Consider the following 23,355-nt stretch of genomic DNA (forward strand, 5'->3'; position numbering starts at 1 on the left):
CAAAAGCTGCAACTGCCTTGCCTAGCCGAAAATATGCGTGACGACGGAAACCCAGAACGCGAGCGTGAGGGCCGACAGCGCCGTTGCCATGACCATGGAATTCGAGGCGAGCGCCTGCCCGGTGCCGAAGCGCGTCGCAATCAGATAGGAGTTGACGCCGGCAGGGAGTGCGGCAGCGGTGACGGCAATCTTGGCGGTAAAGGGCGGCAGGCCGATCAGCAAAGCCGCTGCAAGGACAACAGCCGGCATCAAGAGGAGCTTGATTGCCGACATGACAAGCGAAGCGGCGATGTGGCCGGACACACCGAATTTCTTGAGCCCCATGCCCATTGCGAAAAGCGCGACCGGACCAGCGACGCTTGCCAACGTCTGAATAAGCGAATCGGCGACGACGGGCATGCGCAAGCCAGTCTGGCGCCATAGCCAGCCGGCGAGGATACCGATGACAAAGGGATTGCGCAGCAGGCTTTTGAAGAATGAGGCAACCACCGCGGATAAATGACTCTCGCCATCGAACACCCCGTCGCGGCGCAAGGCAAACTCGTGCAGCGTTATGGACGCGGCCATCATGATCGGCATGTGAACGGCGACAATCAGCGACAGGATGGCGAACCCCTCCTGCCCAAAGACACCGAGCATCAGTGGCATGCCCAGGAATACGAGATTGGAAAAGGCACCCGAAACCCCGGCGACGACGCCGGCGCGATTGTCGCGGCCAAACAGCACCTTGATTGCCAGATCGGATGCAATCCAGGCAACGACCACACCAATGAAGTAGCTGATCCACAATTGCCAAGGGGCAGCCCCGTGGAAATCGGCCGTCACCATGGTCCGGAACAAGAGAAGCGGCGCAGCGACGACAAAGACGAAGTCCGACAATCCGTCGCCCACCCGCTCATCAAGCAGCTTGAACTGGGCTGCAGCGTAGGCGATGGCAATCACACCGAAGACGACAAGGATTGTTTCAACGAGACCCATCACATTCCGCAATAGGCGGGCGGGCCATGCCGCGCAAGCAGTTCCAGGACTTCACTTTATTTTTCTTCGCCAAATCACCATTTCGCCTGATAAGGAGGCCAGATGTCGAGGCTGCTTATCCATCCCTTGCGTGTCCATATGCTCGCGTTTGCGTTGAGCGCGCTCGCATTTCTTTCTACCGCCGAAGCGACGGATGCGGCATGGGCGCGCGTCCAGCGGGGTGGATATACGATCCTCATGCAGGGCGCCGATGTTTCGGGAACGCTAAGTCCAACCGTCGATCACTCCGTCGACTGCTCGGCGACGCAGACGCTTTCTGATCGCGGCCGCCAGCTTGCGCAGAAATTGGGCGCGCGGTTTGCGGCGCGCGGCGTGCGTATCGATCGCATCCTGACCAGTTCCACCTGCAATGCGCGTGAGACGGCGCGCCTGTCGTTCGGCTCCATTCCCGCCGAGATTTTCAAGCCGCTCGATCCGCTCCCCGCCGATGACGCCGCCAAGGCCGCTGAACTCGAAAAGATCCGCGTTCTGATCACAGGCTTCAAGGGGTCCGGAAATCTGGTAATGCTGACCGATCGCGCCAATATAACGGCTCTGACGGGCGTAACTCCGCGGCCCACGGAAGCCGTAGTGGTTATCGCCAATGAAGAGGGTGAAGCTGTTCATGTGGCTGGACGAATTATATTCGACTAGACGGCGCACAACCTTGGGTCTTTCCATAGACCTTGAAAAACGTTAGATACCGGCTCATCAGACATCAGTGCCTTCGAGGGGCACCGGAAGAAAAAAGGAAAATCAATTGTCCGAAACATTCGACAAGGTTGCCGATATCATTGCCGAAACCAGTGAGATCGATCGCGACTCCATTACGCCGGAAAGCCATACGATTGACGATCTCGGCATCGATAGCCTTGATTTCCTTGATATTGTTTTTGCAATCGACAAGGCCTTCGGTATCAAGATCCCGCTCGAACAGTGGACGCAGGAAGTCAATGACGGCAAGGTCCCGACCGAAGAATACTTCGTGTTGAAGAACCTGTGCGCCAAGATCGACGAACTCGTCGCCGCCAAAAAGGCCTGATTTCCGAGCAACGATTCGGACCTGGTCAACTTCCACCTAACGGGGTGCACCGCGTGGACGGTGTTGCGAGACAATGCAGAACAACACCGTCGTCATCACTGGGATTGGACTGATCTCATCGCTGGGCGAAGGCGCCGATGCCCATTGGCAGGCGTTCAGCGGCAAGGCTGAACCGCGCACCGACAGTGAAACCTTCCAGCCATATACGGTCCATCCGCTCGGCGAGGTTGACTGGAACAATCAGATACCGAAGCGCGGCGACCAGCGGCAGATGGAAACCTGGCAGCGCATCGGCACCTATACCGCCGGCCTTGCGCTGCAGGATGCGGGCATCAAGGATGACGAGGCACTTTGCGCCACCATGGATATGGTCGTTGGTGCCGGCGGCGGCGAACGCGATGTTGCGGTTGATCTGCAGATCCTTGCCGAAGCGCGCGTGCGCAATGACCTCGGCACGATGCTCAACGAAAAACTATCGACGGAACTGCGCCCGACGCTGTTCCTCGCCCAGCTTTCCAATCTCCTTGCCGGCAATATTTCGATCGTCCACAAGGTCACCGGTTCCTCGCGCACTTTCATGGGTGAAGAGGGCTCCGGCATTTCTGCGATCGATACAACAGTTGCGCGCATCCGCTCGGGCCAGAGCACCCACGCTCTCGTCGGCGGCGCATATAACGCTGAACACCCGGACATGCTGCTCGGTTATGAACTGAACAACATGCTGCTGCAGAATGGCTGGGCGCCGCTGTGGCAACGTGAAGACGCGGCCGGCGGCGGCATCGTCACCGGTTCGGGCGGCGCATTCCTGGTCCTCGAAAGCGAGGAACACGCGAAGAAGCGCGGCGCCCGCGCATATGCGGCGATCGACGGCGTTTACAGCACGCAGATCCGCCGCAGCCGCGACGACCTGAAAGAAACGATCGCCAAGCTTCTCGGCGCGGCAACGGCCGACTCGCCGGCTGACGTCATCATTTCCGGGGCATCCGGCGCCAAGCGCATCACCGCTGCCGAGAAGGCGGCACTCGACGCATTCTCGAGTTCGTCCATACGCGGTATCGCCGGCAAGCTCGGTCATTTCCGCGAGGCGCAGTTCCCCCTGGTCGTTGGCCTTGCCGCGCTCAGCATCTATCACGGCACCGCTTTTCCCCCCATCGATCCCGACAATGAAAAGGCCGGCCCCGAGCGTGTCGACACGGCGCTGGCTACCTCGATCGGCGGCTCGCGCGGCGAAGGCGTTGCCCGTCTCGTCAAAGTTTAAGGATATGCCGCATGTCCAAATATACTGATCATCAGGGCCGCCCGCTTGTTGCGATTACCGGCCTCGGCGTTGTTTCCTCGCTCGGTCAGGGCAAGGAGGAAAACTGGGCAGCGCTGACATCCGGTACGTCCGGCATCCACAGGATCACCCGTTTTCCCGTCGATGGACTGCGCACGCAGATCGCCGGCACCGTTGATTTCCTCGAAGAAAGCAACAAGGGCGCTGTCGCGCTGTCGCAGAAGCTCGGTTCTCTCGCCGGCGAGGAAGCGATCAAACAGGCCGGCCTCTCCGTCGATGATTTCGGCGGTCCACTGTTTCTGGCAGCGCCACCGGTCGAACTCGACTGGCGCAACCGCTTCGCGCTCGATGCGCTGGTCCGCAATGAAGGCGAGCCGGGCTACGATCTCCTTCTCGCGGCCTGCCGCCGCGCGCCGCAGGTCGACATGTTCAATACTGTTGAGTTCGGCTACATCGCCGAACAGCTCGCCGAGAAGTTCGGAACGCGCGGCCTGCCGGTGACGCTGTCGACGGCCTGCGCGTCTGGCGCGACAGCGATCCAGCTCGGCGTCGAGGCGATCCGCCGCGGCGAAAGCGACAAGGTGCTGTCAATCGGCACCGATGGTTCGGTTTCCGCTGAAGCACTGATCCGCTTCTCGCTGCTCTCTGCCCTCTCCACCCAGAACGAGCCCGCTCACAAGGCTGCAAAACCATTCTCCAAGGATCGCGATGGCTTCGTCATGGCCGAGGGTTCCGGGGCGATGGTGATGGAATCGCTGGAAGCAGCCGTCGCCCGCGGCGCCAACATTCTCGGGATCATGCGCGGCTGCGGCGAAAAAGCCGACGACTTCCACCGCACCCGTTCGAAGCCGGATGGATCGCCCGCCATCGGAGCGGTCCGTGCAGCGCTCGACGATGCCGGCATCGCAGAGGATGCGATCGACTATATCAACGCCCACGGCACCTCCACGCCGGAGAATGACAAGATGGAATATCTCGCCCTGTCGACCGTGTTCGGGGAGCGCATCTCGAAGCTGCCGACGTCGTCCAACAAGTCGATGATCGGCCACACATTGACGGCGGCCGGTGCCATCGAGGCGGTATTCTCGATGCTGACGATCCAGACCGGCACTATCCCGCCGACGATCAACTACGACAATCCCGATCCGGCCATCGATCTCGACGTGGTGCCCAATGTGAAGCGTGAGGCGAACGTTTCATCGGTGCTTTCCAGCTCATTCGGGTTCGGTGGACAAAATACCTGTCTTGTCATGACCGCAGAACCGAACTAATCCGTGGCCTGAACAAGGAAACGGATATGCGCGCACTACAGCTGATCGACGACCGCAAGCTCGAATTGGTCGATATTGCCCCTCCGCCCCCGCCTGGAGTCGGCGAGGTCACGGTGAATATCAGGGCCGTTGCGCTCAATCACATTGACGTCTGGGGCTGGCGCGGCATGGCCTTCGCCAAGCGCAAGATGCCGCTGACGATAGGCGCGGAAGCATCCGGCGTTGTCGATGCGATCGGCCCCGGCGTCAGTTCGGTGCTGCCCGGCCAGCTTGTCTCGATTTACGGTGCGCAGACCTGCGGCCTTTGCCGGCCCTGCCGCGAAGGCCGCGACAATCTCTGCGAACACGTATCCGGGGTCCATGGGTTTCACCTTGACGGCTTTGCCCAGGAAAAAGTCAACCTGCCGGCGCGCCTCCTTGTCCCGGCGCCTCCCGGCGTCGACGAGATCGGCGCTGCGGTGGCGCCCGTTACCTTCGGTACGGTCGAGCACATGCTTTTTGACAACGCCAAGCTCGAGCCCGGCGAGACGATCCTCGTGCACGCCGGAGGGTCGGGCATTGGCTCGGCCGCGATCCAGCTTGCCAAGAAGATCGGCTGCACGGTCATCACGACTGTCGGTTCCGACAACAAGATCGAGAAGGCGAAGGCGCTTGGCGCCGACCATGTCATCAACTACCGCGAAGATCGCTTCGAAGGTGTCGTGCGCAAGCTGACGAAGAAGAAGGGCGTGGACGTTGTCTTTGAACATGTCGGCGCGGACACCTGGGCGGGCTCCATGCTGTCGCTGCGGCGCGGCGGGCGTCTTGTCACGTGCGGCTCGACATCCGGCGTATCGACGAACATGAACCTGATGATGCTGTTCCAGCAGCAGTTGAAGCTGCTTGGCTCCTTCGGCTGCCGCATGGAGAACATGGCGGATGCGATGCAGAAGATGGCGCGCGGCCTCGTTCATCCAGTCATCGATACGCAAGTCGGTTTCGATGAAATCGACACGGCGCTGAAACGGATGGAAGGCCGGGACGTTTTCGGCAAGATCATCCTGCGCATCAACTGATTTCCGATGAAGCTCAATACGAAACTTGCTCTGTTCCGGTGGAGCCAGAGGCTCAAGTCGTTCAACTACTGGCTGACGGCGAATGTCGTCTTCGGCATTTTGTGGCTGTTGCGCCGCCTGCCCGCACAGGCAGCAATGGATTTCATGGACGCCGCGGCGCGTAAGATCGGTCCGCTGATGGGACGCCATCGCGTCGCCATGAACAACCTGCGCAAGGCCTATCCGGAAAAGTCCGAGCAAGAACTGCAGGATATCGCGCGCGACATGTGGGGCAACATGGCGCGCCTCACAGCCGAATATGTCTTCCTCGACGCCATCTTTGACTACGATCCGCACAGCGACAAGACCGGGATCATTGAAGTGCATGGCCGGGAAATCTTCGAGCGCCTGCTCGGGGAAAATGACCGGCCACACATATTCTTCACCGGGCATACGGGCAATTTCGAACTCTTGCCGATCTGCGCCGCGACATTCGACTTGAATGTCACAGCGCTGTTTCGCCCGCCGAACAATCCCTATGTCGCCAAGCGCATCCTGGGCGCCCGCCGCACCAATATGGGGCACCTCGTTCCATCGAAGGCCGGGGCGGCATGGTCGCTCGCGACTGTTCTTAATGCCAACGGCAATGTCGGCATGCTGGTCGACCAGAAATTCCGCCGCGGCATCCCCTCGACCTTCTTCAACCGCCCCTGCAAGACCAACCCGCTTCTGGCCAAGCTCGCGCGTCAATATGATTGCGATGTCTATCCGGCCCGTTGCATCCGCCTGCCCGGCGGCCGCTTCCGCCTCGAGCTCGAGGAAAAGATGGAACTGCCGCGCGATGAAAAGGGTGCGGTAGACCTTTCCGCCACCGTGCAAGCTTTGAATGACAAGGTTGAAAGCTGGGTGCGCGAATATCCCGGCCAGTGGATGTGGTTCCACAAGCGCTGGAACTGATCACCTAGTAATAGTTCATCACCGCATGCCGGGCCTCGGCGAAGAAGAGCCATCGCTCGGTAAAAAGGCCGAGAAGGTGCGTGAGGACGCCCGCGGCAAGGACGAATTGTGCCAAGAGGCCGCCGCCAATCGCCATGGCAGCAAGCAAGGCAACGACCGGCAGCACGATGCCGCTTAGAAACGCTATCATCCAGAGCTTGGCCGCATGCTTGCGGGCAACGCGAAAGCCCATTTCGCGTGTCAAGTAATTCTCCAGCGCGTGCGGACGCTCGAACAACCGCACCTTGCCGATATGTCCGAGCCCGGTTGCCGTCTCCGGCGTCGACAGGGGTACGAGCGTCATTGCCCGCTTGCGCCAGATCATCTTGGCGACAAGGGCAAGCAGAATGAATAACAGCGCCAGAAGCTCGAGACCGAGCGCGCCTCCGGTAAAACTCGCCGCAAGCAGAAACCCGCCGGCCAGCGAAAACAGCAGGAAGCAAAGCGGCGTCAGCGGGGTATTCCAGTTGCCGACGGTCTTGAGCGACGCGTAGATCATCGATGTGCAATAGACGGTGATCAGCGCGCCGGCGACGGTGATCAGGCCAAGCATCACATCGTGGCGATCATGGAAGACAGCCAGTGCGGCGCTCAAGGTCAGCGGCACGAAGGTTGCGATCGCCATCACCCCTTCGCGCGACAGCCAGCTCGATCGCCATTGGCTGAGCGCCCTCCACGCGCGCTGCGGATTGCCGAGATGGAGAAGCGACGATGACAGCCCGATGCCGATCAGCCCAATCGAAACGACATACGCGATCTTCGTCGAGAGCGAGGCGGGATCGAGAAAGCCAAGCCCGAGGACGACGGCAAGACCGTAGCCAAGGCCGGACAGGGTCGTGAAGACGATGATCGAATAGGCTGGATGCATTTATTGCGGCCTCGACATTGCGGGGACGCGGAGGTGATAAGCTTCACCCCCCTCTGTCCTGCCGGATATCTCCCCCACAAGGGGGGAGATCGGATGGCCGCAAGCCTGTGTTCCAATTGGTACGGCGGTAGTTAGGCAAACCCGTGAAGCAGGCTGATCTCCCCCCTTGTGGGGGAGATGCCCGGCAGGACAGAGGGAGGTGAGTGGATCATCGGTCAATTTCTTTCGAATGCAGGGCGCCGCCTTTCCCACCCCCTTGCGGGGAGGGTGGCTGCGCAGCAGCCGGGAGGGGCCTTCTTGATAGGAAACAAATCGCTTTGCCGTCGCAAGGACCCCGCCCCGGACTTTCGGTCCGACCCTCCCCACAAGGGGGAGGGAAGCACGGAATCCGCCGAGCCCAAGGCTTTGTTGATTTGGGAGACGGTCCGCTGCCGATCGATCTCCCCCCTTGTGGGGGAGATGTCCGACAGGACAGAGGGGGGTATCGTAGGAATGCAACCCTGACATGCTAACTCACATCCGATCGAGCGCTCTGTCGAGCCAGGCAAAGAAACCGGTCGCACCTTCGCTGTTCTCGGCAAGCGGTACCAATGGCGCACTCTCGCTCAGAGCCTTTCGCGGGCGTGGCGGCAAATATTTGTTGGTCGGCCGCGTCCCCTGCTCCGGCATCAGATCGAAACCACCGCGCTCCGCCACCATGATCGACACCTCGGATGTCGGATCGCCTAGATCGCCGAAGTGGCGCGCGTTGGCGGGACATGTGCGAACGCAGGATGGTATCCGGTCCTCCTGCTGCAACGTCTCGTTGTAGATGCGATCGACGCACAGAGTGCATTTCTTCATGACGCCGGCGGCGAGATCCATCTCGCGTGCGCCATAGGCGCAGGCCCAGGCGCAGAGCCCGCAGCCGATGCATTTGTCCTCGTCGACAAGCACAATCCCATCTTCAGCGCGCTTGTAGGAAGCGCCGGTCGGGCAGACCGTGACGCAGGGCGCATCCTCGCAATGCAGGCAGGATTTCGGAAAATGAACGATGCGCGCATCGCCTGCTTCCCCGATGACTTCACCACCCTCCGGCACCACTTCCAAACTGTGAATGCGGTTGAGAAACGTGCCCGACACGTCGTCGCCGTAAGGATGCTGGTCCGAGAGTGCATTGCCGTAGCCGCCCGTGTTCCATTCCTTGCAGCTGATGACACAGGCATGGCAGCCGACGCAGACATCGAGATCGATGACAAGGCCGAGCTTCGTGGAGGTGCGGTTTTGCGGCAGGCTGGTCATTTGCGCGCCCACTCCTGACCGTAGCGAATCTCATCTGCGCCAGGCTCCTGGCTGCCGGGCCGTTCAATCGCACCAAATTGCGGCTCGCTCATCGCATCGCCTTCCTCGGCCTTTTCGATGCGGACGCGCAAATCATACCAGGCCGCCTGTCCGGTGATCGGGTCGGAATTCGACCAGCGCATGCCGTCGGCCTTGGGCGGCAGGAGTTCATGGATAAGGTGGTTGAGCAGGAAGCCCTTCGTCGCCTCCGGCGCATCGGGCGCGAGTGCCCAGGCCCCCTTGCGCTTGCCGATGGCGTTCCATGTCCACATGGTGCGCCCGTTTACCGCCTCTGTCCGCGCAATCTCGCACTTGATGCGACCATGATGCGAGATAACCCACGCCCAATCGCCGTCCTTGAGCCCAAGCTCGTCGCAGATCCCACCGGGAACATAGAGCGGGTTGCGCGTATGGATTTGCCGGAGCCAGGCATTTTGCGACCCCCAGGAATGGTACATCGCCATCGGACGCTGCGTCAGCGCGTGATAGGGAAAGGCGTGCGTGTCAATCCCCTGTTCCTCGAACGGCCGGTACCAGTCCGGCAGCGGATCGAAGCAATCGATGAGGCGTTGCCTGTACGCTTGCGGCGCAACCGGCTGGCGCACGCCCTCGGCGGACAGGCGGAATTTCTGCAGCGTCTCGACATAAAGCTGGATCGTGACCGGCTGCGGGGCGTCGAAGAAGCCCATGTCGATGGCAAATTGCTGGTAGGCCGCGTTATGATGCTTGAAGTAGAGCGCTTCCTCCGGAATGTGTTTCACCCAGAAGGCGCCGTGTTCGATATATTGCTTGAGCTGGTCCTTGTTTGGCGCGCCCCTGCCCTCATCCTCGCCGGCCTCGCCGCGAAAGCCGGAAAGCGGTCCGATGCCGGGCTTGCGCTGGTGATTGACGATGTAATCGGCGTAATCCTTGTAGAGAGCTTTGCCATCCGCATCGACGAAGCCGGGCAATTTCAGGCGCGCACCAAGATCGATCAGCACCGACTGGAAACCGCGCACGTCACGGTCGGGTTTCAGCACCGGCCACCTGATGGCGTCGCAAGCCGCTTCCGGCTCCGAGATCGGACGATCGAGCAGCGAAATGCAGTCATGGCGTTCGAGATAGGTCGTATCCGGCAGGACAAGATCGGCATAGGCCACCATTTCCGACGAATAGGCGTCGGAATAGATGATCTTGGGTATCCTGTACTCGCCTGTCGCAGGATCGCGCTCCTCGAGCATCCTGATCGTGCCGCGCGTGTTCATCGAAGAGTTCCAGGCCATGTTGGCCATGTAGAGAAAGAGCACGTCGACTGGATAAGGATCGCCGGCCGAGGCATTGGCGATCACCATATGCATCATGCCATGGGCCGAAAGCGGCGCCTCCCATGAAAAGGCCTTGTCGATCCGTTGCGGCTTGCCGTCTGCGTCGACCAGTAGGTCCTCCGGCCCCAGCGGATAGCCGAGATGGGGTCCTGCCAGCGGTTGGCCCGGCCTCACATGCTCAGGTTTACCGTGCGGGCGAGGATGAGCCGTGGCGGGTTTCGGATATGGCGGCTTGTAGCGATAACCGCCGGGGCAGTCGATCGAGCCGATGATGGTCTGCAGGACGTGCAAAGCACGGGCAGACTGGAACCCGTTGGAATGGGCGGAAATTCCGCGCATGGCGTGAAAGCTGACCGGGCGCCCGATCATCACCTCGTGCTGCTCGCCCTTCATGTCCGTCCACGGCTGCGCAATGACGATCTCTTCCTCGAAGGCGACCCGCGCGATCTCGGAGGCAAGGCCGCGAATGGTTTTTGCGTCGATCCCGGTTTCGGCCGCCGCTGCCTCCGGCGCATATTTCGGATCGAGATATTTTTCGGCCATCAGGCGAAGGACGCTGCGCACCTTGCGATTGTCGGCAGTCATGAAATCCGCGTTGAGATCCGCGAGATGCCCGGGCTCGTCAAATCGAACGAGTGCTCCGGTCGCGCGGTCGCGCAGCAGCGCCTTGCCGAGATCATCGCGCAGAAAGAGCCCATGATCCTCATGACCCGGATCGTCGATCACGAGCCAGGGGGCGTTGGTGTACCGGCGCAGATAGTCGAGATCGAGGCGGCCGGTGCGAAAGAGTTCGTGGATAATGGACAGGATCAGCAGGCCATCGGTGCCAGGCCGGACGCCGATCCAGTTGTCGGCGATGGCGGAATAGCCGGTGCGGACGGGATTGACCGAAACAAAGCGCGCGCCCCGCTTTTTCAGCTTGGAAATGCCGATCTTGATCGGGTTGGAATCGTGATCCTCGGCAACGCCGAAGAGAACGAAAAGCTTGGTCTTGTCCCAATCCGGTGCACCGAACTCCCAGAACGCACCGCCTATCGTATAGATGCCGGCGGCCGCCATGTTGACCGAGCAGAAGCCGCCATGGGCCGCATAATTCGGCGTGCCGAAATTCTGCGCCCAGTAGCTGGTCAAGGCCTGCGACTGGTCGCGCCCGGTAAAGAAAGCCAGCTTTTGCGGCGCGGTTTCTCGTACCGGTTGCAGCCAATCCACAGCGAGCGACAGCGCCTCGTCCCAGCTGATTTCCCTGAATTCGCCGGAGCCGCGCGGCCCGGTGCGCAGGAGCGGCGCCCGCAGGCGCGCGGGCGAATAGTGCTGCATGATGCCGGCAGAGCCCTTGGCGCAGAGCACACCCTTGTTGATGGGATGATCGCGATTGCCCTCGATATAGCGGACCTTGCCATCCTTCAGATGGACATCGATGCCGCAGCGACATGCGCACATGTAGCAGGTGGTCTTGCGAACTTCATCACCAACCGGCTCCGACAGGGCAAGGTCTGGTTCTGAATTCATCTCTTGAGTCGCCCCGCTGTTTGCATACCCGATTGTTTCACAATGCGTAGTGAAAACAATCCTGTAACAGTCGATCAGTTGCAGTTTGGCGAAGCGTTTCAGCCTCGACTGCGAGAGCCTGCCCGACTCGGAGGCATCTTAGCGGTTTTGCAGCGGGGTATTGTAGGGAAAGCGGCACATGGCTTTATTTGTGCAGACAAATCGCAACCGGGGCGCGAATCAGGACCGATCGGCACGCCGCCGCTTGTACATGGTCCAGGCGTCGCGGATCTCCCGCAACGGCATCTGGGGATCAACGATCCTGGCCAGCGGCACAATGTCCGCGAGCGACCCAGCCTTGGGCCGCTCCACGCATATCAAATCGATGAGCCGTTCGCGCCGATCGAAAAGCGGCGTCATTCCCAAAGGCCCATCGTGTCGGCGGTCCAGGCGCCCTGGCGAACCATGCGGCGCCTCGCCTTGAGGAAAAGCACTGCTGCCAGCGCCGCGATCAAGAGGCCGGCGCCTACGTTCCAGACCATCGAGATACCGACGGCTATAAGGATGACGAGAACCGGGATGAGGCGGCGAAACCAGGTTTCGACGACGGCGTCGCGGTCTGCCTTGAGCCGGCGCTCGCGCATCAGTTCAGCCTTTTCGTGCTTGGTCATCACGACACCTTCAAACATGACGGCACAAGGGTCATAACCTGCGGCTTCGGGGTCGAAAGCCTCGTCAATACGTCGTTGGCGGCGATATTCCGCCAGAGTCCAGCGTGTCATTTTACGAGTTCTACAGCCGAATGGGGCATCGGCACGTCAGCATGGGATGGCGCAAGCAGCGCCAGCGCAAGGATAAGGCCAATAACGCAGAGGACACCAATAGCACAGGAGCCGCGGCGCTCGTCGGAGCTGCCTTCGTGCTCTTGTTCCATGCGTGCATATTCAGTCTCTGCTACTCGTTCTTCGCGGAGCATCGTCGTGGTCCTGTTTGGTGAAAAAGTTGCCGTTACATTGCGGCGATTGACCAGATGGCCCTTGTCGAGTTCAAGTTCAATCGGGTGCGACAAAACTGTACAAATGCGCAATTTACTTGCTGCGAAGGGCCACTTTGTAACGCTTACTTACGTTCGCCGGGCATCCATCAAAGAAATTGCAAAGTAGTGCAATGCATTCGTGAACCTGTTGCAATGGCGCCTTGGCGCAGCACTTGCCTCTTGCCAAATCAGCGGGTCCCCTGATTTGATGCGCGCATGGACGAAAAGCTGCGCCGGGCCATTGATAGACGCCGTGACGACCTGGTCGCGCTGACGCGTGATCTCATCCGCTTTCCGACGATCAATCCGCCCGGCGAAGCCTACACGCCCTGCGCCGAATATCTGGCGAAGCGCCTGCAAAAATCCGGATTCGAAACGCAACTGATTCGAGGCGTCGGCACACCGGGGGATACTGACCGCTATCCGCGCACCAATGTTATCGCCCGCTTCGACGGCCGCACCCACGGCCAGACCGTGCATTTCAACTCGCATATCGACGTGGTCGACACCGGTGAGGGCTGGACGGTCGACCCGTTCGAGGCCGTGGTCAAGGACGGCAAGATTTATGGTCGTGGCGCCTGCGACATGAAAGGCGGACTGGCGGCATCGGTCATTGCCGCCGAAGCCTTTCTCGAGGTCTATCCGGATTTCGCCGGCGCAATCGAGATTTCCGGCACCGTCGACGAAGAGTCGGGCGGATTTGGCGGCGTCGCTTTTCTTGCGAGCAAAGGCTTTTTCTCGAAGCCGCGTGTCGACCACGTCATCATTCCCGAACCGCTGAACAAGGACCGTATCTGTCTCGGACATCGCGGGGTGTGGTGGGCCGAAATCGAGACCAAGGGCGAAATCGCCCACGGTTCGATGCCGTTCCTCGGCGACTGCGCGATCCGGCATATGAGCGCGGTGCTCGACGCCTTCGAGAATGAGTTGTTCCCGGCGCTCGACAGGAAGCAGACCAGGATGCCGGTCGTACCGGAAGGCGCGCGACGCTCGACCATGAACATCAACGCCATCCATGGCGGCCAAACCGACGACTATTCCGGCCTGCCCTCGCCCAACGTGCCAGATTCCTGCCGGCTGACGATCGACCGCCGCTTCCTGCTTGAGGAAGATATTGCCGAAGTGAAACGCGAGGTCACCTCGATCCTCGACCGGTTGCAATGGGAACGGCCGAAATTTCACTACGAGATTCGGGACATCATGGAGGTGCAGCCCACCATGACCGAGCGCGACGCGCCGGTGGTGACAGCGGTGGCGGAGGGCATCCGGACCGTATTCGGACGCGAGCCCGCCTATGTGATTTCGCCCGGCACCTATGACCAGAAGCATATAGCCCGCATCGGGCTCCTGCACGATTGCATCGCCTATGGGCCCGGCATTCTCGATCTTGCACACCGGCCGGACGAATATGTGGGCATCGACGACATGCTCGAATCCGCTAATGTCATGGCGCTTGGGCTCAAGATTCTCTTGTCCGGATCGGTTTGATTTGTTGGGAGCGGTTGAATGAACAATTTCGCAAAATCGGCACTGGTCGCGGCCCTGGCGCTGCTCACCTCGAGCGCAGCCTTTGCTGCGCGCGCCGATCTCGTGCTCGGCATCGTCCTCGAGCCGCCGCATCTCGATCCGACAGCAGGCGCGGCTGCTGCCATCGACGAAATCGTCTACGCCAATATCTTCGAAGGGTTGACCCGTATCGGGCCGAAGGGCGAAGTGTTGCCGGCGCTGGCGGAAAGCTGGACGCTTTCCGACGACGGCAAGACATATACGTTCAAGCTGCACAAGGACGTGAAATTCCACGACGGCACCAGCTTCGACGCGGAAGACGTGAAATTCTCGCTGGACAGGGCACGCGGCGGCGACTCCACCAATGCGCAAAAAGGCCTGTTTGCAGCAATCGATACAGTCGAGGTTGTCGATCCGTTGACGGTCAAGGTCACGCTGAAGCAGCCGAGCGGCGATTTCCTCTATAATATGGGCTGGGGTGACGCCGTCATCGTCGCGCCGGAAAGCGCCCAAACCAACAAGGAAAAGCCGATCGGCACCGGGCCATTCAAATTCGATAGTTGGGCCAAGGGATCGCAGATTGTTATATCGAAGAATGCGGCCTATTGGGGCAAGCCAGCCCTGCTCGACAAGGCGACATTCCGCATCATCCCCGATCCTGCCGCCGCGACCGCGGCGCTGCTTGCGGGCGATGTCCAGGCCTTTCCGGTGTTCCCGAGCTATGAAACCATCGCGCAGTTCGAGGCCGATCCGCGTTTCAAGGTCGTCATCGGCACCACCGAGGGCGAAACCATCCTCGGCATGAACAACAAGAAGCCGCCTTTCGACAATTTGAAAGTGCGTCAGGCCATCGCCCATGCGATCGACCGCAAGGCGCTCATCGACGGTGCGATGTTCGGGCTCGGAACCCCCATCGGTTCGTTCTTTCCGCCGCACCACCCTGCCTATATCGACCTGACATCGCAAACCGCTTTCGACCCTGAATTGTCGAAGAAGCTTCTTGCGGAGGCCGGTCACCCCGATGGGTTCAAAACCACGCTGAAGCTGCCACCGCCGACCTATGCGCGGCGCGGCGGCGAGATTATCGCGGCTGAACTGCGCGACGTCGGAATCCAGGCTGAAATCGTGCCGCTCGAATGGGCGCAATGGCTCGATCAGGTGTTCAAGAACAAGGATTACGACATGACCATCGTGTCGCACACCGAGCCGAACGATCTGAATATTTTTGCCCGCGACGACTATTACTTCAACTACGACAATCCGGCTTTCAAGGATCTCATCAAGCAGATCGAGGCGACGTCCGACGACGCCAAGCGAACGGAGCTTTACCAAGAGGCGCAGAAGATACTCGCGACCGATGTTCCCGCGGCTTTTCTTTTTCAGCTGCCCAAGACCGGCGTCTGGGATGCCAAGATCGAGGGCCTTTGGGAAAACGGCCCGATCCAGGCCAACGACCTGACCGCTGTGAAATGGGCGGATTGAGTTTGCACCTGACGGAGGGGGGTGTGATCGATCGCCACCCGCGCTCCTTATGCTGAACTACGCCGTAAAGCGCATTCTGATTGGCCTAGCGACAGTTCTCGCCGCGTCGATCGTCGTCTTCGCCATGCTGGAAATCGTTCCGGGCGACCCCGCGCGGCTCATGCTCGGCATGAATGCGACAGAAGATGCGGTTCACGCCCTGCAAGAGCAGATGGGTCTCAACCAGCCGCTTCTAGCGCGCTACTTCCATTGGCTGGGCGGCCTCCTGACAGGCGACCTCGGCCGGTCCTATACCTATTCGGTTCCGGTGGTCGATCTAATTGTCGAGCGCGTCGCAGTATCCCTGCCGCTCGCCCTCATATCGCTCGTGCTCTCGACGGCAATCGCATTGCCCGTCGCTCTTTATTCCGCTTCGCGGCGCGGGACAGTTGCCGATGCCGCAAGCATGGGCGTCGCCCAGATTGGCGTCGCCATCCCGAACTTCTGGTTTGCCCTCCTCCTCGTTTATGTTTTTGCCGTGACACTGCGGCTTCTGCCCGCGGGCGGTTTTCCCGGCTGGCGTGCCGGCATCTGGCCGGCGTTGAAGGCGCTCATATTGCCATCGATCGCACTCGCATTGCCGCAGGCAGCAATTCTCGCGCGTGTTGCCCGCTCCGCCCTCCTCGACGTGCTTGGCGAAGACTATATCCGCACCGCGCGAGCCAAGGGGCTCACTAGGCGCGGCGTTCTTTACCGCCATGCCCTGCGCAATGCACTCATCCCGATCCTGACCATTATCGGGCTGCAATTCGCCTTTCTGCTCGCCGGAACAATCATCATCGAGAACGTCTTCTACCTTCCCGGATTAGGGCGGCTGGTGTTTCAGGCCATTACCCAGCGCGACCTCATCGTCGTTGAAGGCGTTGTGATGTTGCTGGTCGCGACGGTCATCCTCATCAACCTCGTCGTCGATCTTTCCTATGCCATCGTCGATCCGCGTCTGCGGAGCCGCCCATGACCGCGCCGGCATGGCAGGAAGGGATGGCCAAGGCAATTGGCAACCGGTCGTTTCTCGTCGGTCTGACGATCACCGGCATCGTCGCCATCATGGCCGCCCTCTCCTTCGTCTGGACTCCCTACGCTGTGGGCACGCTCGACATTGCCGGCAAGTTGAAGCCCCCCTCCTGGAGCCACTGGCTCGGCACCGACCATTATGGCCGCGACATCCTGTCTATGATCATGGTCGGCAGCCGCAACTCGATTGCGGTCGCCTTCGTCTCGGTTGCGATCGGCCTCGCGATCGGCGTGCCGCTCGGGCTTTGGGCCGCAGCGCGAGGCGGCTGGATCGACGAACTGCTCATGCGCCTCAACGACTTGGTGTTTGCTTTTCCCGCACTGCTTTCAGCGGTGATGATAACCGCGGTCTTCGGACCCGGCGCGATCAACGCCATTATCGCGATCGGCATATTCAACATCCCGGTCTTCGCCCGCGTCGCCCGCGGCGCGGCGCTGTCGCTTTGGCCGCGCGAATTTATTCTCGGCGCGCGCGCCTCCGGCAAGGGCGCGGCGCGCATTACGATCGAGCATGTCCTGCCCAACATCGCCAATCTCCTTGTGGTCCAGGCGACGATACAGTTCTCGCTGGGCATTCTCGCGGAGGCCGGGCTCTCCTATGTTGGCCTCGGTTCGCAGCCGCCGATGCCAAGCTGGGGTCGCATGCTGTTCGAGGCCCAGACCATGATCGGTCTTGCGCCGCACATGGCGCTGTTTCCGGGTCTTGCCATCGTCATTACGGTGCTTGGGATCAACCTCCTTGGCGACGGACTGCGCGATGTACTCGATCCGCGATTGCGGCGGGAGCGCTGATGGCACTCCTCCTTGACATCAAGGACTTGCGCCTGACGATTGGTGGCGTCCCTGTGCTGAACGGCATCGACCTTGCCATCGAACCTGGAGAAATCCGCGCGCTGGTCGGCGAATCGGGCTCCGGCAAGTCGATGACTGCGCTTAGCGTCATGAAGCTTCTGCCCAATGGCGCCCGCGCCGGGGGCCAAATCCGCTTCAACGGCACCGACATTCTCGCAGCGAGCGAGGCCGAAATGTGCCGCCTGCGCGGGGACGACATCGGCATGGTTTTCCAGGAACCGATGACGGCGCTCAACCCGATGAAGACGATCGGAGAGCAGGTCACCGAAGGCATCAGATTGCATACAGGCGCGAGCCGTGCCGTGGCGGAAGAGCGAACGCGCGCCATCCTTGACCGCGTCGGCCTGCCGGTTGCGAAATTTCCGCTCGGCCGTTATCCGCACGAGCTTTCTGGCGGCCAGCGCCAACGCGTGGTCATTGCCATCGCCTGCGCGCTGAAGCCGAAGCTGCTGATCGCCGACGAACCGACAACTGCACTGGACGTCGTGCTGCAGGCACAGATTCTGGAGCTGTTGCAGGACCTCGTCCGGGACGAGAAAATGGGGCTGCTTCTCATCAGCCACGATCTGGCGGTCGTCGCCGATGTCGCCGATAGCGTCACCATTCTCCGGCACGGCGAAGTCATGGATCGCGGCGAGACCACGCAAATCCTGACGGAACAGGCCCATCCCTATACGCGCCAGCTGGCGCAAGCCTCGATGCACGTGCCGGATCGGTCGCGTCCCCACACCGCGCAAGACGACGGGCCGCTCCTTTCAGTCCGCAATGTCGCGCGCATCTACCCCGGCACGCGCACGGGGTTGCTCGCAAGAAGCGAGCCGACGATTGCGGTCGACGATGTGAGCTTCGAACTCGAGCCCGGCCAATCCATGGCCCTTGTCGGGCGCTCCGGTTGCGGGAAGTCCACGCTGGCACGCATGATCCTGGCCCTGGACAAGCCGACGCACGGCGATATCGCCCTGTCCGGACGGCGGATCGACAATCTCGGCGAAGCAGCGCTGCGCCCGGCGCGGCGGCACATGCAGGTCGTGTTTCAGGATCCTTACGGGTCGTTTAACCCCCGTCACAAAGCCGGGCGTCTGGTGGCCGAACCCCTCTTTCTCTTCGATACACCACTCTCGCAGGGCGAGACACGTGAACGGATCGACACCGCGCTCGAACGCGTCGGGATCGCGCCGAAAGATCGCGACAAGTACCCACATGAATTCTCCGGCGGCCAGCGGCAACGCCTCGCCATCGCCCGCGCCATCATCACCGAGCCGAAGCTGGTGGTGGCGGACGAACCGGTATCGGCCCTCGATGTTTCAATCCGCGCCCAGATACTCGATCTTTTCGCCGATTTGAATGGCCGCCTCGGCATCGCCTATCTGTTCATTACCCATGATCTCGCCGTGGCACGCGCGATAACGGATAGTGTCATGGTGATGGCTGATGGCAGGGTCGTCGAACGAGGTCGGACGGACGAGGTGCTGCGCCATCCGCAGTCCGATGCCGGGCGCGCATTGGTTCAAGCCTCGCCGGACTTGCACAGGTCGCTCGCCCGCCGCATTGGCGAACAGGGGTAACGTTGGCAGGCCTCATCGACGTTTCGCCATGGAGCCGCTAAAGCAGCAAACCGAACAGGAAAAGCACCAGGACGACGCCGGTCAACGCCGCGGTCGCAACGCCGAAAATATCCAGCGCGTCCTCGATATTGTCGGCGCCGGCATCGCGGCGGCCGGCACCATTGAGCATGGGCTCATTGGCGACTTCGCCGCCATAGACCCGCGGCCCCGCCAGTGCGACCTCGATCGCCCCGGCCATCGCCGCCTCGGGCCAGCCGGCATTGGGCGAGCGGTGGAGGCGCGCGTCCCGCATCATGACGTTGAAGGAGCGCAGTGCCGCGTCGTAACCATGGACGATCCAGGCTGCCCCCGAAATCAGGAGACCCGTCAGCCTTGCCGGAATCCAGTTGGCAACATCGTCGAGCTTTGCGGCAAACCGCCCGAAATCGCGATGGCGGTCATTGAGATGGCCGATCATGGAATCGGCGGTATTGAGCATTTTGTAAGCCAGCAGGCCGGGGAGCCCGAGCAGAGCGAACCAGAAAGCCGGCGCGACGATGCCATCCGACGTATTCTCGGCGAGACTTTCGATCGCCGCGCGGCTGACGGCGGCATCGTCAAGCGTTTCAGGATCGCGGCCGACGATCATGGAAACGGCGCGCCGGGCGCCGACGATGCCTTCCTCACGCAGCGCAACGGCAACGCGGCTCACATGATCTGCAAGGCTCTTCTGGGCAAGGAACACGGCGACGATCAGTGCTTCGATCAGTTCGCCGAAGGGCGGGATTGTACGCAGTGCAATGTGGATCACCAGACCCGCGACAGCGGCAATTACAAGCAGAACGAGCGTGACGACAAAACCGTCGCGCCGGCGCTCCTCATCGGATTTCGAAGACGTGTTGAATCGCTTGTCGGCAAATTCGATGGCCTTGCCGAAGAGCACGATCGGGTGCGGCACGCGCTCCCAGAGCCATTCCGGATCGCCGAAATAGCGGTCGGCAAGGAGTGCAAGAAACAAGATCAAAAGATTGATTTCCATAAGTGAATCGATCCTGTTGAATCAAAATGTCAGCCGCCGACTCGCGCGAGCGCCGCATCAAGACGCTGCCGCAGCTTGTACGCCGCTTTGTCATCCAATGGCAGACCAAAACGCAACCATTGTGGCGCATAGGCAAATTTTCTTGTGAGGACATGTTCATGGCACATCGCTTCGTGCAGCCGCTGCGCCTGTCTGAACTCGACCAGCGAGAACAACATCGTTCCACCAAATTCCGCAAGGCCAGCATCGCCAAGCACGTCGGAAAGCAACCGCCGGCGCAGGCGCAGCCGATCCGTAAAGGCATTGAGCAACTGGCGATTTGAAAAGGCGTGCGTTGCTATCGCAAGCGCCGGCCCCGATGCCGCCCAGGGACCCAGGCGGCGCGTCAATGCGCGGGCGGCGTCACCATCGGTCAGCGCAAACCCAAGCCGCAAGCCACCGAGGCCGAAAAACTTGCCGAAGGATTTGAGCACGACCAAACCGGCCATGCCGGCATACCGGGCAACGCTCGTTTCGGGATGCGGATCGGCAAAGGCTTCGTCCACGATCAAAAACCCGCCTTTTGCCGCCAGGCGACGTGCGAGTTCGAGGAGGACATCGGCGGCGATCACCCGGCCGTCAGGATTGTTGGGGTTGACGATCACGGCGACACTTGCCGATTGCGGAACATCCTCGACATTGCGGCAATCCGAAATCATCCAGCCTGCATCGAGAAACGAAACCTGATGTTCCTGATAGGTCGGGCCAAGAATCGCAACCTCGCCTTTACCGGCAATATCAGGAAGCAACTGTATAAGCGCTTGCGTGCCTGGCGCCGCGACGACGTGCGCTGCCGTTCCCGCGCCGTAATGATCCCTTGCTGCGGCAAGCGTGGCCGCGAACAGCTTCTCGTCGGGAAGCCTGTTCCAGATCTCAGGCGCAATGGCAGGCAACGGGAATATCTCTGGATTGATCCCGGTGGACAGGTCGATCCAGTCTTCACGCACGCCGCCAAAACGCTCGATGGCGCGGTCGAGTGCGCCCCCATGTTCGATCCGCATCGACCTACCCTGCCAAATCAATGATATGCATATAAGAACCGCTTACCGAACCAACGCGCAAGCCAGCTTCGCCAAGGTCTTCGCCTAGCGCATCGCTGACGCGGAAAAGCCGCGGCGCATCGCCTTCGTGCACGATGCTCGCATAGTGGAATTCATGCGCAGTCAAGGACGCAGCAAAAGGCGATGCCGCCAGAGGCGTCAGGCGGCGATAACCGAGGTGGAGCTTGCGCCTGGCGAAGCTCGTCTCGACCGGCAAAAGGCCAAGCATCCTGTGGGCGACGCCCTCGGCGTCCTCTATGCTGGTCCCAAGCACCATGTAGCCGCCGCACTCGCCATAGATCGGCATCCCGCTCAACGCCGCCTCGCGCATTCCGGCGGTGAAAGCGGACGCCGAAGCAAGCTTGCCGGCGTGCAGCTCGGGATAGCCGCCGGGCAGATAGACCGCATCACACCCAGTTGGCGGCGCTTCGTCGGCAAGTGGCGAAAACAAGTGGATTTCGGCGCCGCGACGTCGCCAGCCATCGAGCAGATGCAGGTAGGAGAAAGCAAAGGCGTTGTCGTAGGCGACCGCGACGCGCTGGCCAAGTGGCGGAACGCGCGCGACATTGGCCATGGAAGCGCTCGGACCATAGCTGCCGGCGATCTGCTCGAGGCGCTTAAGATCGACGCTTTTACCGATGAGCGCAGCGGCATAGTCGACAAAGGCGTCAAGGTCAGCATGTTCGCCCGCCTGCACCAGTCCGAGATGCCTTTCCGGAAGCTGCAGGCGCGGGTCACGCGGCAGGACGCCGATTACGGGAATGCCGACCGGTTCGAGCGCCGACCGCAACATCGCCTCGTGACGCGCACTCCCCACGCGGTTGAGGATCAGCCCCGCTATCATCACGTTGCGGCGGAAATCACGAAAGCCGCTGACAAGCGCCGCAATCGAGTGTGACTGCCGCGCGCAATCGACAACGAGGATGACCGGCAGCGATAAATGCGTTGCAAGGTCGGCGGCAGAACCGCGCCCGTCGATCGCCCCGTCGAATAGGCCCATCATGCCCTCGACGACAAGCAATTTGGCGCCTTCCGTATGGCGCGCGGCCAAGGCGCTGATCAGGTCGGGCCGCATGGCCCAGGGATCGAGATTGAGGCAAGGTGCGCCGCTTGCCACCGCATGATAGGCAGGATCGATATAGTCCGGCCCGGCCTTTGCCGGAGCGATCTCGACGGCGAGATCGCGAAGTGCACGCAGGAGACCGAGCGTAACGGTGGTCTTGCCGCTCCCGGACGCGGGCGCGGCAATAAGCAAGCCTTTCATCCCGCATCCTTTTCCCGGCGGGTCCCAAGCGGATCCTGGGTCAGCACCCGGCCCTCGATGGCGCCGAGCCAGTCGAGCGCCGCACGAAGGCGCACCACTTCACCCACGACGACGATTGCCGGGGGACGAAGGCCGGCGCGTTCGACTTCGGCCTGCGCATATTCGAGCGTCGTTTCCAGAACTTGCTGTTCGCCTGTCGTCGCGTTGCAGACGAAGGCGATCGGCTCGCTCTTCTTGCGTCCGGCGGCTATCAGTCGCGACGCAATCAGACCGATATGTTTCATCGCCATGTACATGACGATGACAGAGGAACCCTTTGAAATGCTGGTCCAATCCATCGAATCTGGCACGAGTCCGGTTGCGTCATGACCGGTGAGGAATGTGACGCTCTGGTTGGTCTCCCGGTGGGTGACCGGAATGCCCGCATAGGCAAGGCCGCCAATGCCCGCGGTTATGCCGGGGACAATGCGGAAGGGCACCCCATGTTCGACGAGGGTCAGCGCCTCTTCACCGCCGCGCCCGAAGACGAAAGGGTCGCCCCCCTTCAGCCGCAACACCCTCTTGCCCGCTTTGGCGAGTTCAACGAGGCGGAGCGAAATATCGCGCTGTTGAGGTGACGGCTTGCCGCCGCGCTTGCCGGCAAATTCGAGCGTCGCGCCGGCATGGGCATAGGAAAGGCAGTCTTCATTGACGAGGGCGTCATAGACGATCACGTCTGCCTGCTCGAGCGCATTGACCGCGTGCAGGGTCAAGAGGCCCGGATCGCCGGGCCCCGCTCCGACGAGCCACACGTGCCCGGCCTCGAATTTCGGCAGCCTAGATTTCATTGTGCCCATCGCTTACTCCAGTCTTTTGCGCATAGCACAATTTTTCCGAGAGCAAGC

General features: G+C 61.1%; 22 protein-coding genes. 11 read left to right on the forward strand and 11 right to left on the reverse strand.

The window, feature by feature from the left end; translation table 11 throughout:
• Positions 1–21 precede the first annotated feature (21 nt).
• Positions 22–981 (reverse strand): AEC family transporter, encoded by a 960-nt coding sequence (locus BM074_RS11470; protein ID WP_175498997.1) that lies wholly within the window; start codon positions 979–981, stop codon positions 22–24.
• A gap of 99 nt (positions 982–1,080) precedes the next feature.
• Between BM074_RS11470 and BM074_RS11475 the strand changes: the two genes are divergently transcribed.
• The 6 genes from BM074_RS11475 to BM074_RS11500 all read left to right on the forward strand — a co-directional run bounded on the left by BM074_RS11475 (position 1,081) and on the right by BM074_RS11500 (position 6,597).
• Positions 1,081–1,671: a histidine phosphatase family protein gene (locus tag BM074_RS11475; RefSeq protein ID WP_091922083.1), complete on the forward strand. Its 591-nt coding sequence runs from the start codon at positions 1,081–1,083 to the stop codon at positions 1,669–1,671.
• A gap of 106 nt (positions 1,672–1,777) precedes the next feature.
• Complete coding sequence (locus tag BM074_RS11480) at positions 1,778–2,059, forward strand: acyl carrier protein (protein WP_027231748.1); 282 nt, start codon at positions 1,778–1,780, stop codon at positions 2,057–2,059.
• A gap of 73 nt (positions 2,060–2,132) precedes the next feature.
• Complete coding sequence (locus BM074_RS11485; RefSeq protein ID WP_027231749.1) at positions 2,133–3,317, forward strand: beta-ketoacyl-ACP synthase; 1,185 nt, start codon at positions 2,133–2,135, stop codon at positions 3,315–3,317.
• 11 nt (positions 3,318–3,328) lie between these two features.
• Positions 3,329–4,606, forward strand: a complete 1,278-nt coding sequence (locus BM074_RS11490; protein WP_091922085.1) for a beta-ketoacyl-ACP synthase — start codon at positions 3,329–3,331, stop codon at positions 4,604–4,606.
• Between the two features lie 26 nt (positions 4,607–4,632).
• Positions 4,633–5,661 carry a zinc-binding dehydrogenase gene (locus BM074_RS11495; RefSeq protein ID WP_027231751.1) on the forward strand — a complete coding sequence of 343 codons (1,029 nt, stop codon included), beginning with the start codon at positions 4,633–4,635 and terminating at the stop codon, positions 5,659–5,661.
• A 6-nt stretch (positions 5,662–5,667) separates the two neighbouring features.
• On the forward strand, positions 5,668–6,597 hold the full coding sequence (locus BM074_RS11500; protein WP_091922095.1) for a lipid A biosynthesis lauroyl acyltransferase: 930 nt from the start codon (positions 5,668–5,670) through the stop codon (positions 6,595–6,597).
• Between the two features lie 4 nt (positions 6,598–6,601).
• Here the strand turns inward: BM074_RS11500 and BM074_RS11505 are convergent, their stop codons facing one another.
• The 6 genes from BM074_RS11505 to BM074_RS23015 form a co-directional block, all read right to left on the reverse strand.
• Entirely contained in the window at positions 6,602–7,504 is a 903-nt protein-coding gene (locus BM074_RS11505; protein ID WP_091922097.1) for a dimethyl sulfoxide reductase anchor subunit family protein, read from the reverse strand.
• 513 nt (positions 7,505–8,017) lie between these two features.
• Positions 8,018–8,785: a 4Fe-4S dicluster domain-containing protein gene (locus BM074_RS11515; protein WP_091922100.1), complete on the reverse strand. Its 768-nt coding sequence runs from the start codon at positions 8,783–8,785 to the stop codon at positions 8,018–8,020.
• Positions 8,782–11,637, reverse strand: a complete 2,856-nt coding sequence (locus BM074_RS11520) for a molybdopterin oxidoreductase family protein (RefSeq protein WP_091922102.1) — start codon at positions 11,635–11,637, stop codon at positions 8,782–8,784. The genes BM074_RS11515 and BM074_RS11520 overlap by 4 nt, the downstream gene beginning before the upstream one ends.
• A 219-nt stretch (positions 11,638–11,856) precedes the next feature.
• Complete coding sequence (locus tag BM074_RS11525; protein ID WP_027231756.1) at positions 11,857–12,036, reverse strand: hypothetical protein; 180 nt, start codon at positions 12,034–12,036, stop codon at positions 11,857–11,859.
• Complete coding sequence (locus BM074_RS11530) at positions 12,033–12,398, reverse strand: hypothetical protein (RefSeq protein ID WP_091922104.1); 366 nt, start codon at positions 12,396–12,398, stop codon at positions 12,033–12,035. Before BM074_RS11530 ends, BM074_RS11525 begins: the two co-directional genes overlap by 4 nt.
• The gene (locus BM074_RS23015) at positions 12,395–12,550 is read right to left on the reverse strand and encodes a hypothetical protein (RefSeq protein ID WP_155810880.1); all 156 of its coding nucleotides are present in this window, start codon (positions 12,548–12,550) and stop codon (positions 12,395–12,397) included. The genes BM074_RS11530 and BM074_RS23015 overlap by 4 nt, the downstream gene beginning before the upstream one ends.
• A 318-nt stretch (positions 12,551–12,868) precedes the next feature.
• Between BM074_RS23015 and BM074_RS11540 the strand changes: the two genes are divergently transcribed.
• The 5 genes from BM074_RS11540 to BM074_RS11560 are packed head-to-tail and all read left to right on the forward strand — an operon-like array spanning position 12,869 to position 19,110.
• Entirely contained in the window at positions 12,869–14,140 is a 1,272-nt protein-coding gene (locus BM074_RS11540) for an acetylornithine deacetylase/succinyl-diaminopimelate desuccinylase family protein (RefSeq protein ID WP_091922106.1), read from the forward strand.
• Between the two features lie 18 nt (positions 14,141–14,158).
• A complete protein-coding gene (locus tag BM074_RS11545) occupies positions 14,159–15,640 on the forward strand; it encodes an ABC transporter substrate-binding protein (protein WP_091922108.1) in 1,482 nt (493 codons plus the stop codon).
• A gap of 49 nt (positions 15,641–15,689) precedes the next feature.
• On the forward strand, positions 15,690–16,637 hold the full coding sequence (locus tag BM074_RS11550; protein WP_091922111.1) for an ABC transporter permease: 948 nt from the start codon (positions 15,690–15,692) through the stop codon (positions 16,635–16,637).
• Positions 16,634–17,485, forward strand: a complete 852-nt coding sequence (locus BM074_RS11555; RefSeq protein WP_210186480.1) for an ABC transporter permease — start codon at positions 16,634–16,636, stop codon at positions 17,483–17,485. The genes BM074_RS11550 and BM074_RS11555 overlap by 4 nt, the downstream gene beginning before the upstream one ends.
• Entirely contained in the window at positions 17,485–19,110 is a 1,626-nt protein-coding gene (locus tag BM074_RS11560; RefSeq protein WP_091922113.1) for an ABC transporter ATP-binding protein, read from the forward strand. The genes BM074_RS11555 and BM074_RS11560 overlap by 1 nt, the downstream gene beginning before the upstream one ends.
• A gap of 37 nt (positions 19,111–19,147) precedes the next feature.
• Here the strand turns inward: BM074_RS11560 and cbiB are convergent, their stop codons facing one another.
• Genes cbiB through cobA form a run of 4 tightly spaced genes read right to left on the reverse strand, consistent with a single transcriptional unit; the run spans position 19,148 to position 23,307 of the window.
• The gene (gene cbiB, locus BM074_RS11565) at positions 19,148–20,128 is read right to left on the reverse strand and encodes an adenosylcobinamide-phosphate synthase CbiB (RefSeq protein ID WP_091922115.1); all 981 of its coding nucleotides are present in this window, start codon (positions 20,126–20,128) and stop codon (positions 19,148–19,150) included.
• Between the two features lie 29 nt (positions 20,129–20,157).
• The gene (gene cobD, locus BM074_RS11570) at positions 20,158–21,168 is read right to left on the reverse strand and encodes a threonine-phosphate decarboxylase CobD (protein ID WP_091922117.1); all 1,011 of its coding nucleotides are present in this window, start codon (positions 21,166–21,168) and stop codon (positions 20,158–20,160) included.
• Positions 21,169–21,172: 4 nt separating this feature from the next.
• The gene (locus BM074_RS11575; protein ID WP_091922119.1) at positions 21,173–22,471 is read right to left on the reverse strand and encodes a cobyrinate a,c-diamide synthase; all 1,299 of its coding nucleotides are present in this window, start codon (positions 22,469–22,471) and stop codon (positions 21,173–21,175) included.
• A complete protein-coding gene (gene cobA, locus BM074_RS11580) occupies positions 22,468–23,307 on the reverse strand; it encodes a uroporphyrinogen-III C-methyltransferase (protein ID WP_091922120.1) in 840 nt (279 codons plus the stop codon). The genes BM074_RS11575 and cobA overlap by 4 nt, the downstream gene beginning before the upstream one ends.
• Between the last annotated feature and the right edge of the window lie 48 nt (positions 23,308–23,355).

Source organism: Phyllobacterium sp. CL33Tsu (genome assembly GCF_900113985.1).
GTDB lineage: Bacteria > Pseudomonadota > Alphaproteobacteria > Rhizobiales > Rhizobiaceae > Phyllobacterium > Phyllobacterium pellucidum.

Excerpts from the sequence above, each read along its gene's own strand:
- BM074_RS11550 (WP_091922111.1), top strand. The coding sequence starts at position 15,690 with ATGCTGAACTACGCCGTAAAGCGCATTCTGATTGGCCTAGCGACAGTT.
- BM074_RS11530 (WP_091922104.1), bottom strand. The coding sequence starts at position 12,398 with ATGACACGCTGGACTCTGGCGGAATATCGCCGCCAACGACGTATTGAC.
- BM074_RS11475 (WP_091922083.1), top strand. The coding sequence starts at position 1,081 with ATGTCGAGGCTGCTTATCCATCCCTTGCGTGTCCATATGCTCGCGTTT.
- BM074_RS11505 (WP_091922097.1), bottom strand. The coding sequence starts at position 7,504 with ATGCATCCAGCCTATTCGATCATCGTCTTCACGACCCTGTCCGGCCTT.
- BM074_RS11545 (WP_091922108.1), top strand. The coding sequence starts at position 14,159 with ATGAACAATTTCGCAAAATCGGCACTGGTCGCGGCCCTGGCGCTGCTC.
- cbiB (WP_091922115.1), bottom strand. The coding sequence starts at position 20,128 with ATGGAAATCAATCTTTTGATCTTGTTTCTTGCACTCCTTGCCGACCGC.
- BM074_RS11490 (WP_091922085.1), top strand. The coding sequence starts at position 3,329 with ATGTCCAAATATACTGATCATCAGGGCCGCCCGCTTGTTGCGATTACC.
- BM074_RS11560 (WP_091922113.1), top strand. The coding sequence starts at position 17,485 with ATGGCACTCCTCCTTGACATCAAGGACTTGCGCCTGACGATTGGTGGC.
- BM074_RS11555 (WP_210186480.1), top strand. The coding sequence starts at position 16,634 with ATGACCGCGCCGGCATGGCAGGAAGGGATGGCCAAGGCAATTGGCAAC.
- BM074_RS11485 (WP_027231749.1), top strand. The coding sequence starts at position 2,133 with ATGCAGAACAACACCGTCGTCATCACTGGGATTGGACTGATCTCATCG.
- BM074_RS11495 (WP_027231751.1), top strand. The coding sequence starts at position 4,633 with ATGCGCGCACTACAGCTGATCGACGACCGCAAGCTCGAATTGGTCGAT.
- BM074_RS11525 (WP_027231756.1), bottom strand. The coding sequence starts at position 12,036 with ATGACGCCGCTTTTCGATCGGCGCGAACGGCTCATCGATTTGATATGC.
- BM074_RS11540 (WP_091922106.1), top strand. The coding sequence starts at position 12,869 with ATGGACGAAAAGCTGCGCCGGGCCATTGATAGACGCCGTGACGACCTG.
- BM074_RS11575 (WP_091922119.1), bottom strand. The coding sequence starts at position 22,471 with ATGAAAGGCTTGCTTATTGCCGCGCCCGCGTCCGGGAGCGGCAAGACC.
- cobA (WP_091922120.1), bottom strand. The coding sequence starts at position 23,307 with ATGGGCACAATGAAATCTAGGCTGCCGAAATTCGAGGCCGGGCACGTG.
- BM074_RS11515 (WP_091922100.1), bottom strand. The coding sequence starts at position 8,785 with ATGACCAGCCTGCCGCAAAACCGCACCTCCACGAAGCTCGGCCTTGTC.
- BM074_RS23015 (WP_155810880.1), bottom strand. The coding sequence starts at position 12,550 with ATGGAACAAGAGCACGAAGGCAGCTCCGACGAGCGCCGCGGCTCCTGT.
- cobD (WP_091922117.1), bottom strand. The coding sequence starts at position 21,168 with ATGCGGATCGAACATGGGGGCGCACTCGACCGCGCCATCGAGCGTTTT.
- BM074_RS11520 (WP_091922102.1), bottom strand. The coding sequence starts at position 11,637 with ATGAATTCAGAACCAGACCTTGCCCTGTCGGAGCCGGTTGGTGATGAA.
- BM074_RS11500 (WP_091922095.1), top strand. The coding sequence starts at position 5,668 with ATGAAGCTCAATACGAAACTTGCTCTGTTCCGGTGGAGCCAGAGGCTC.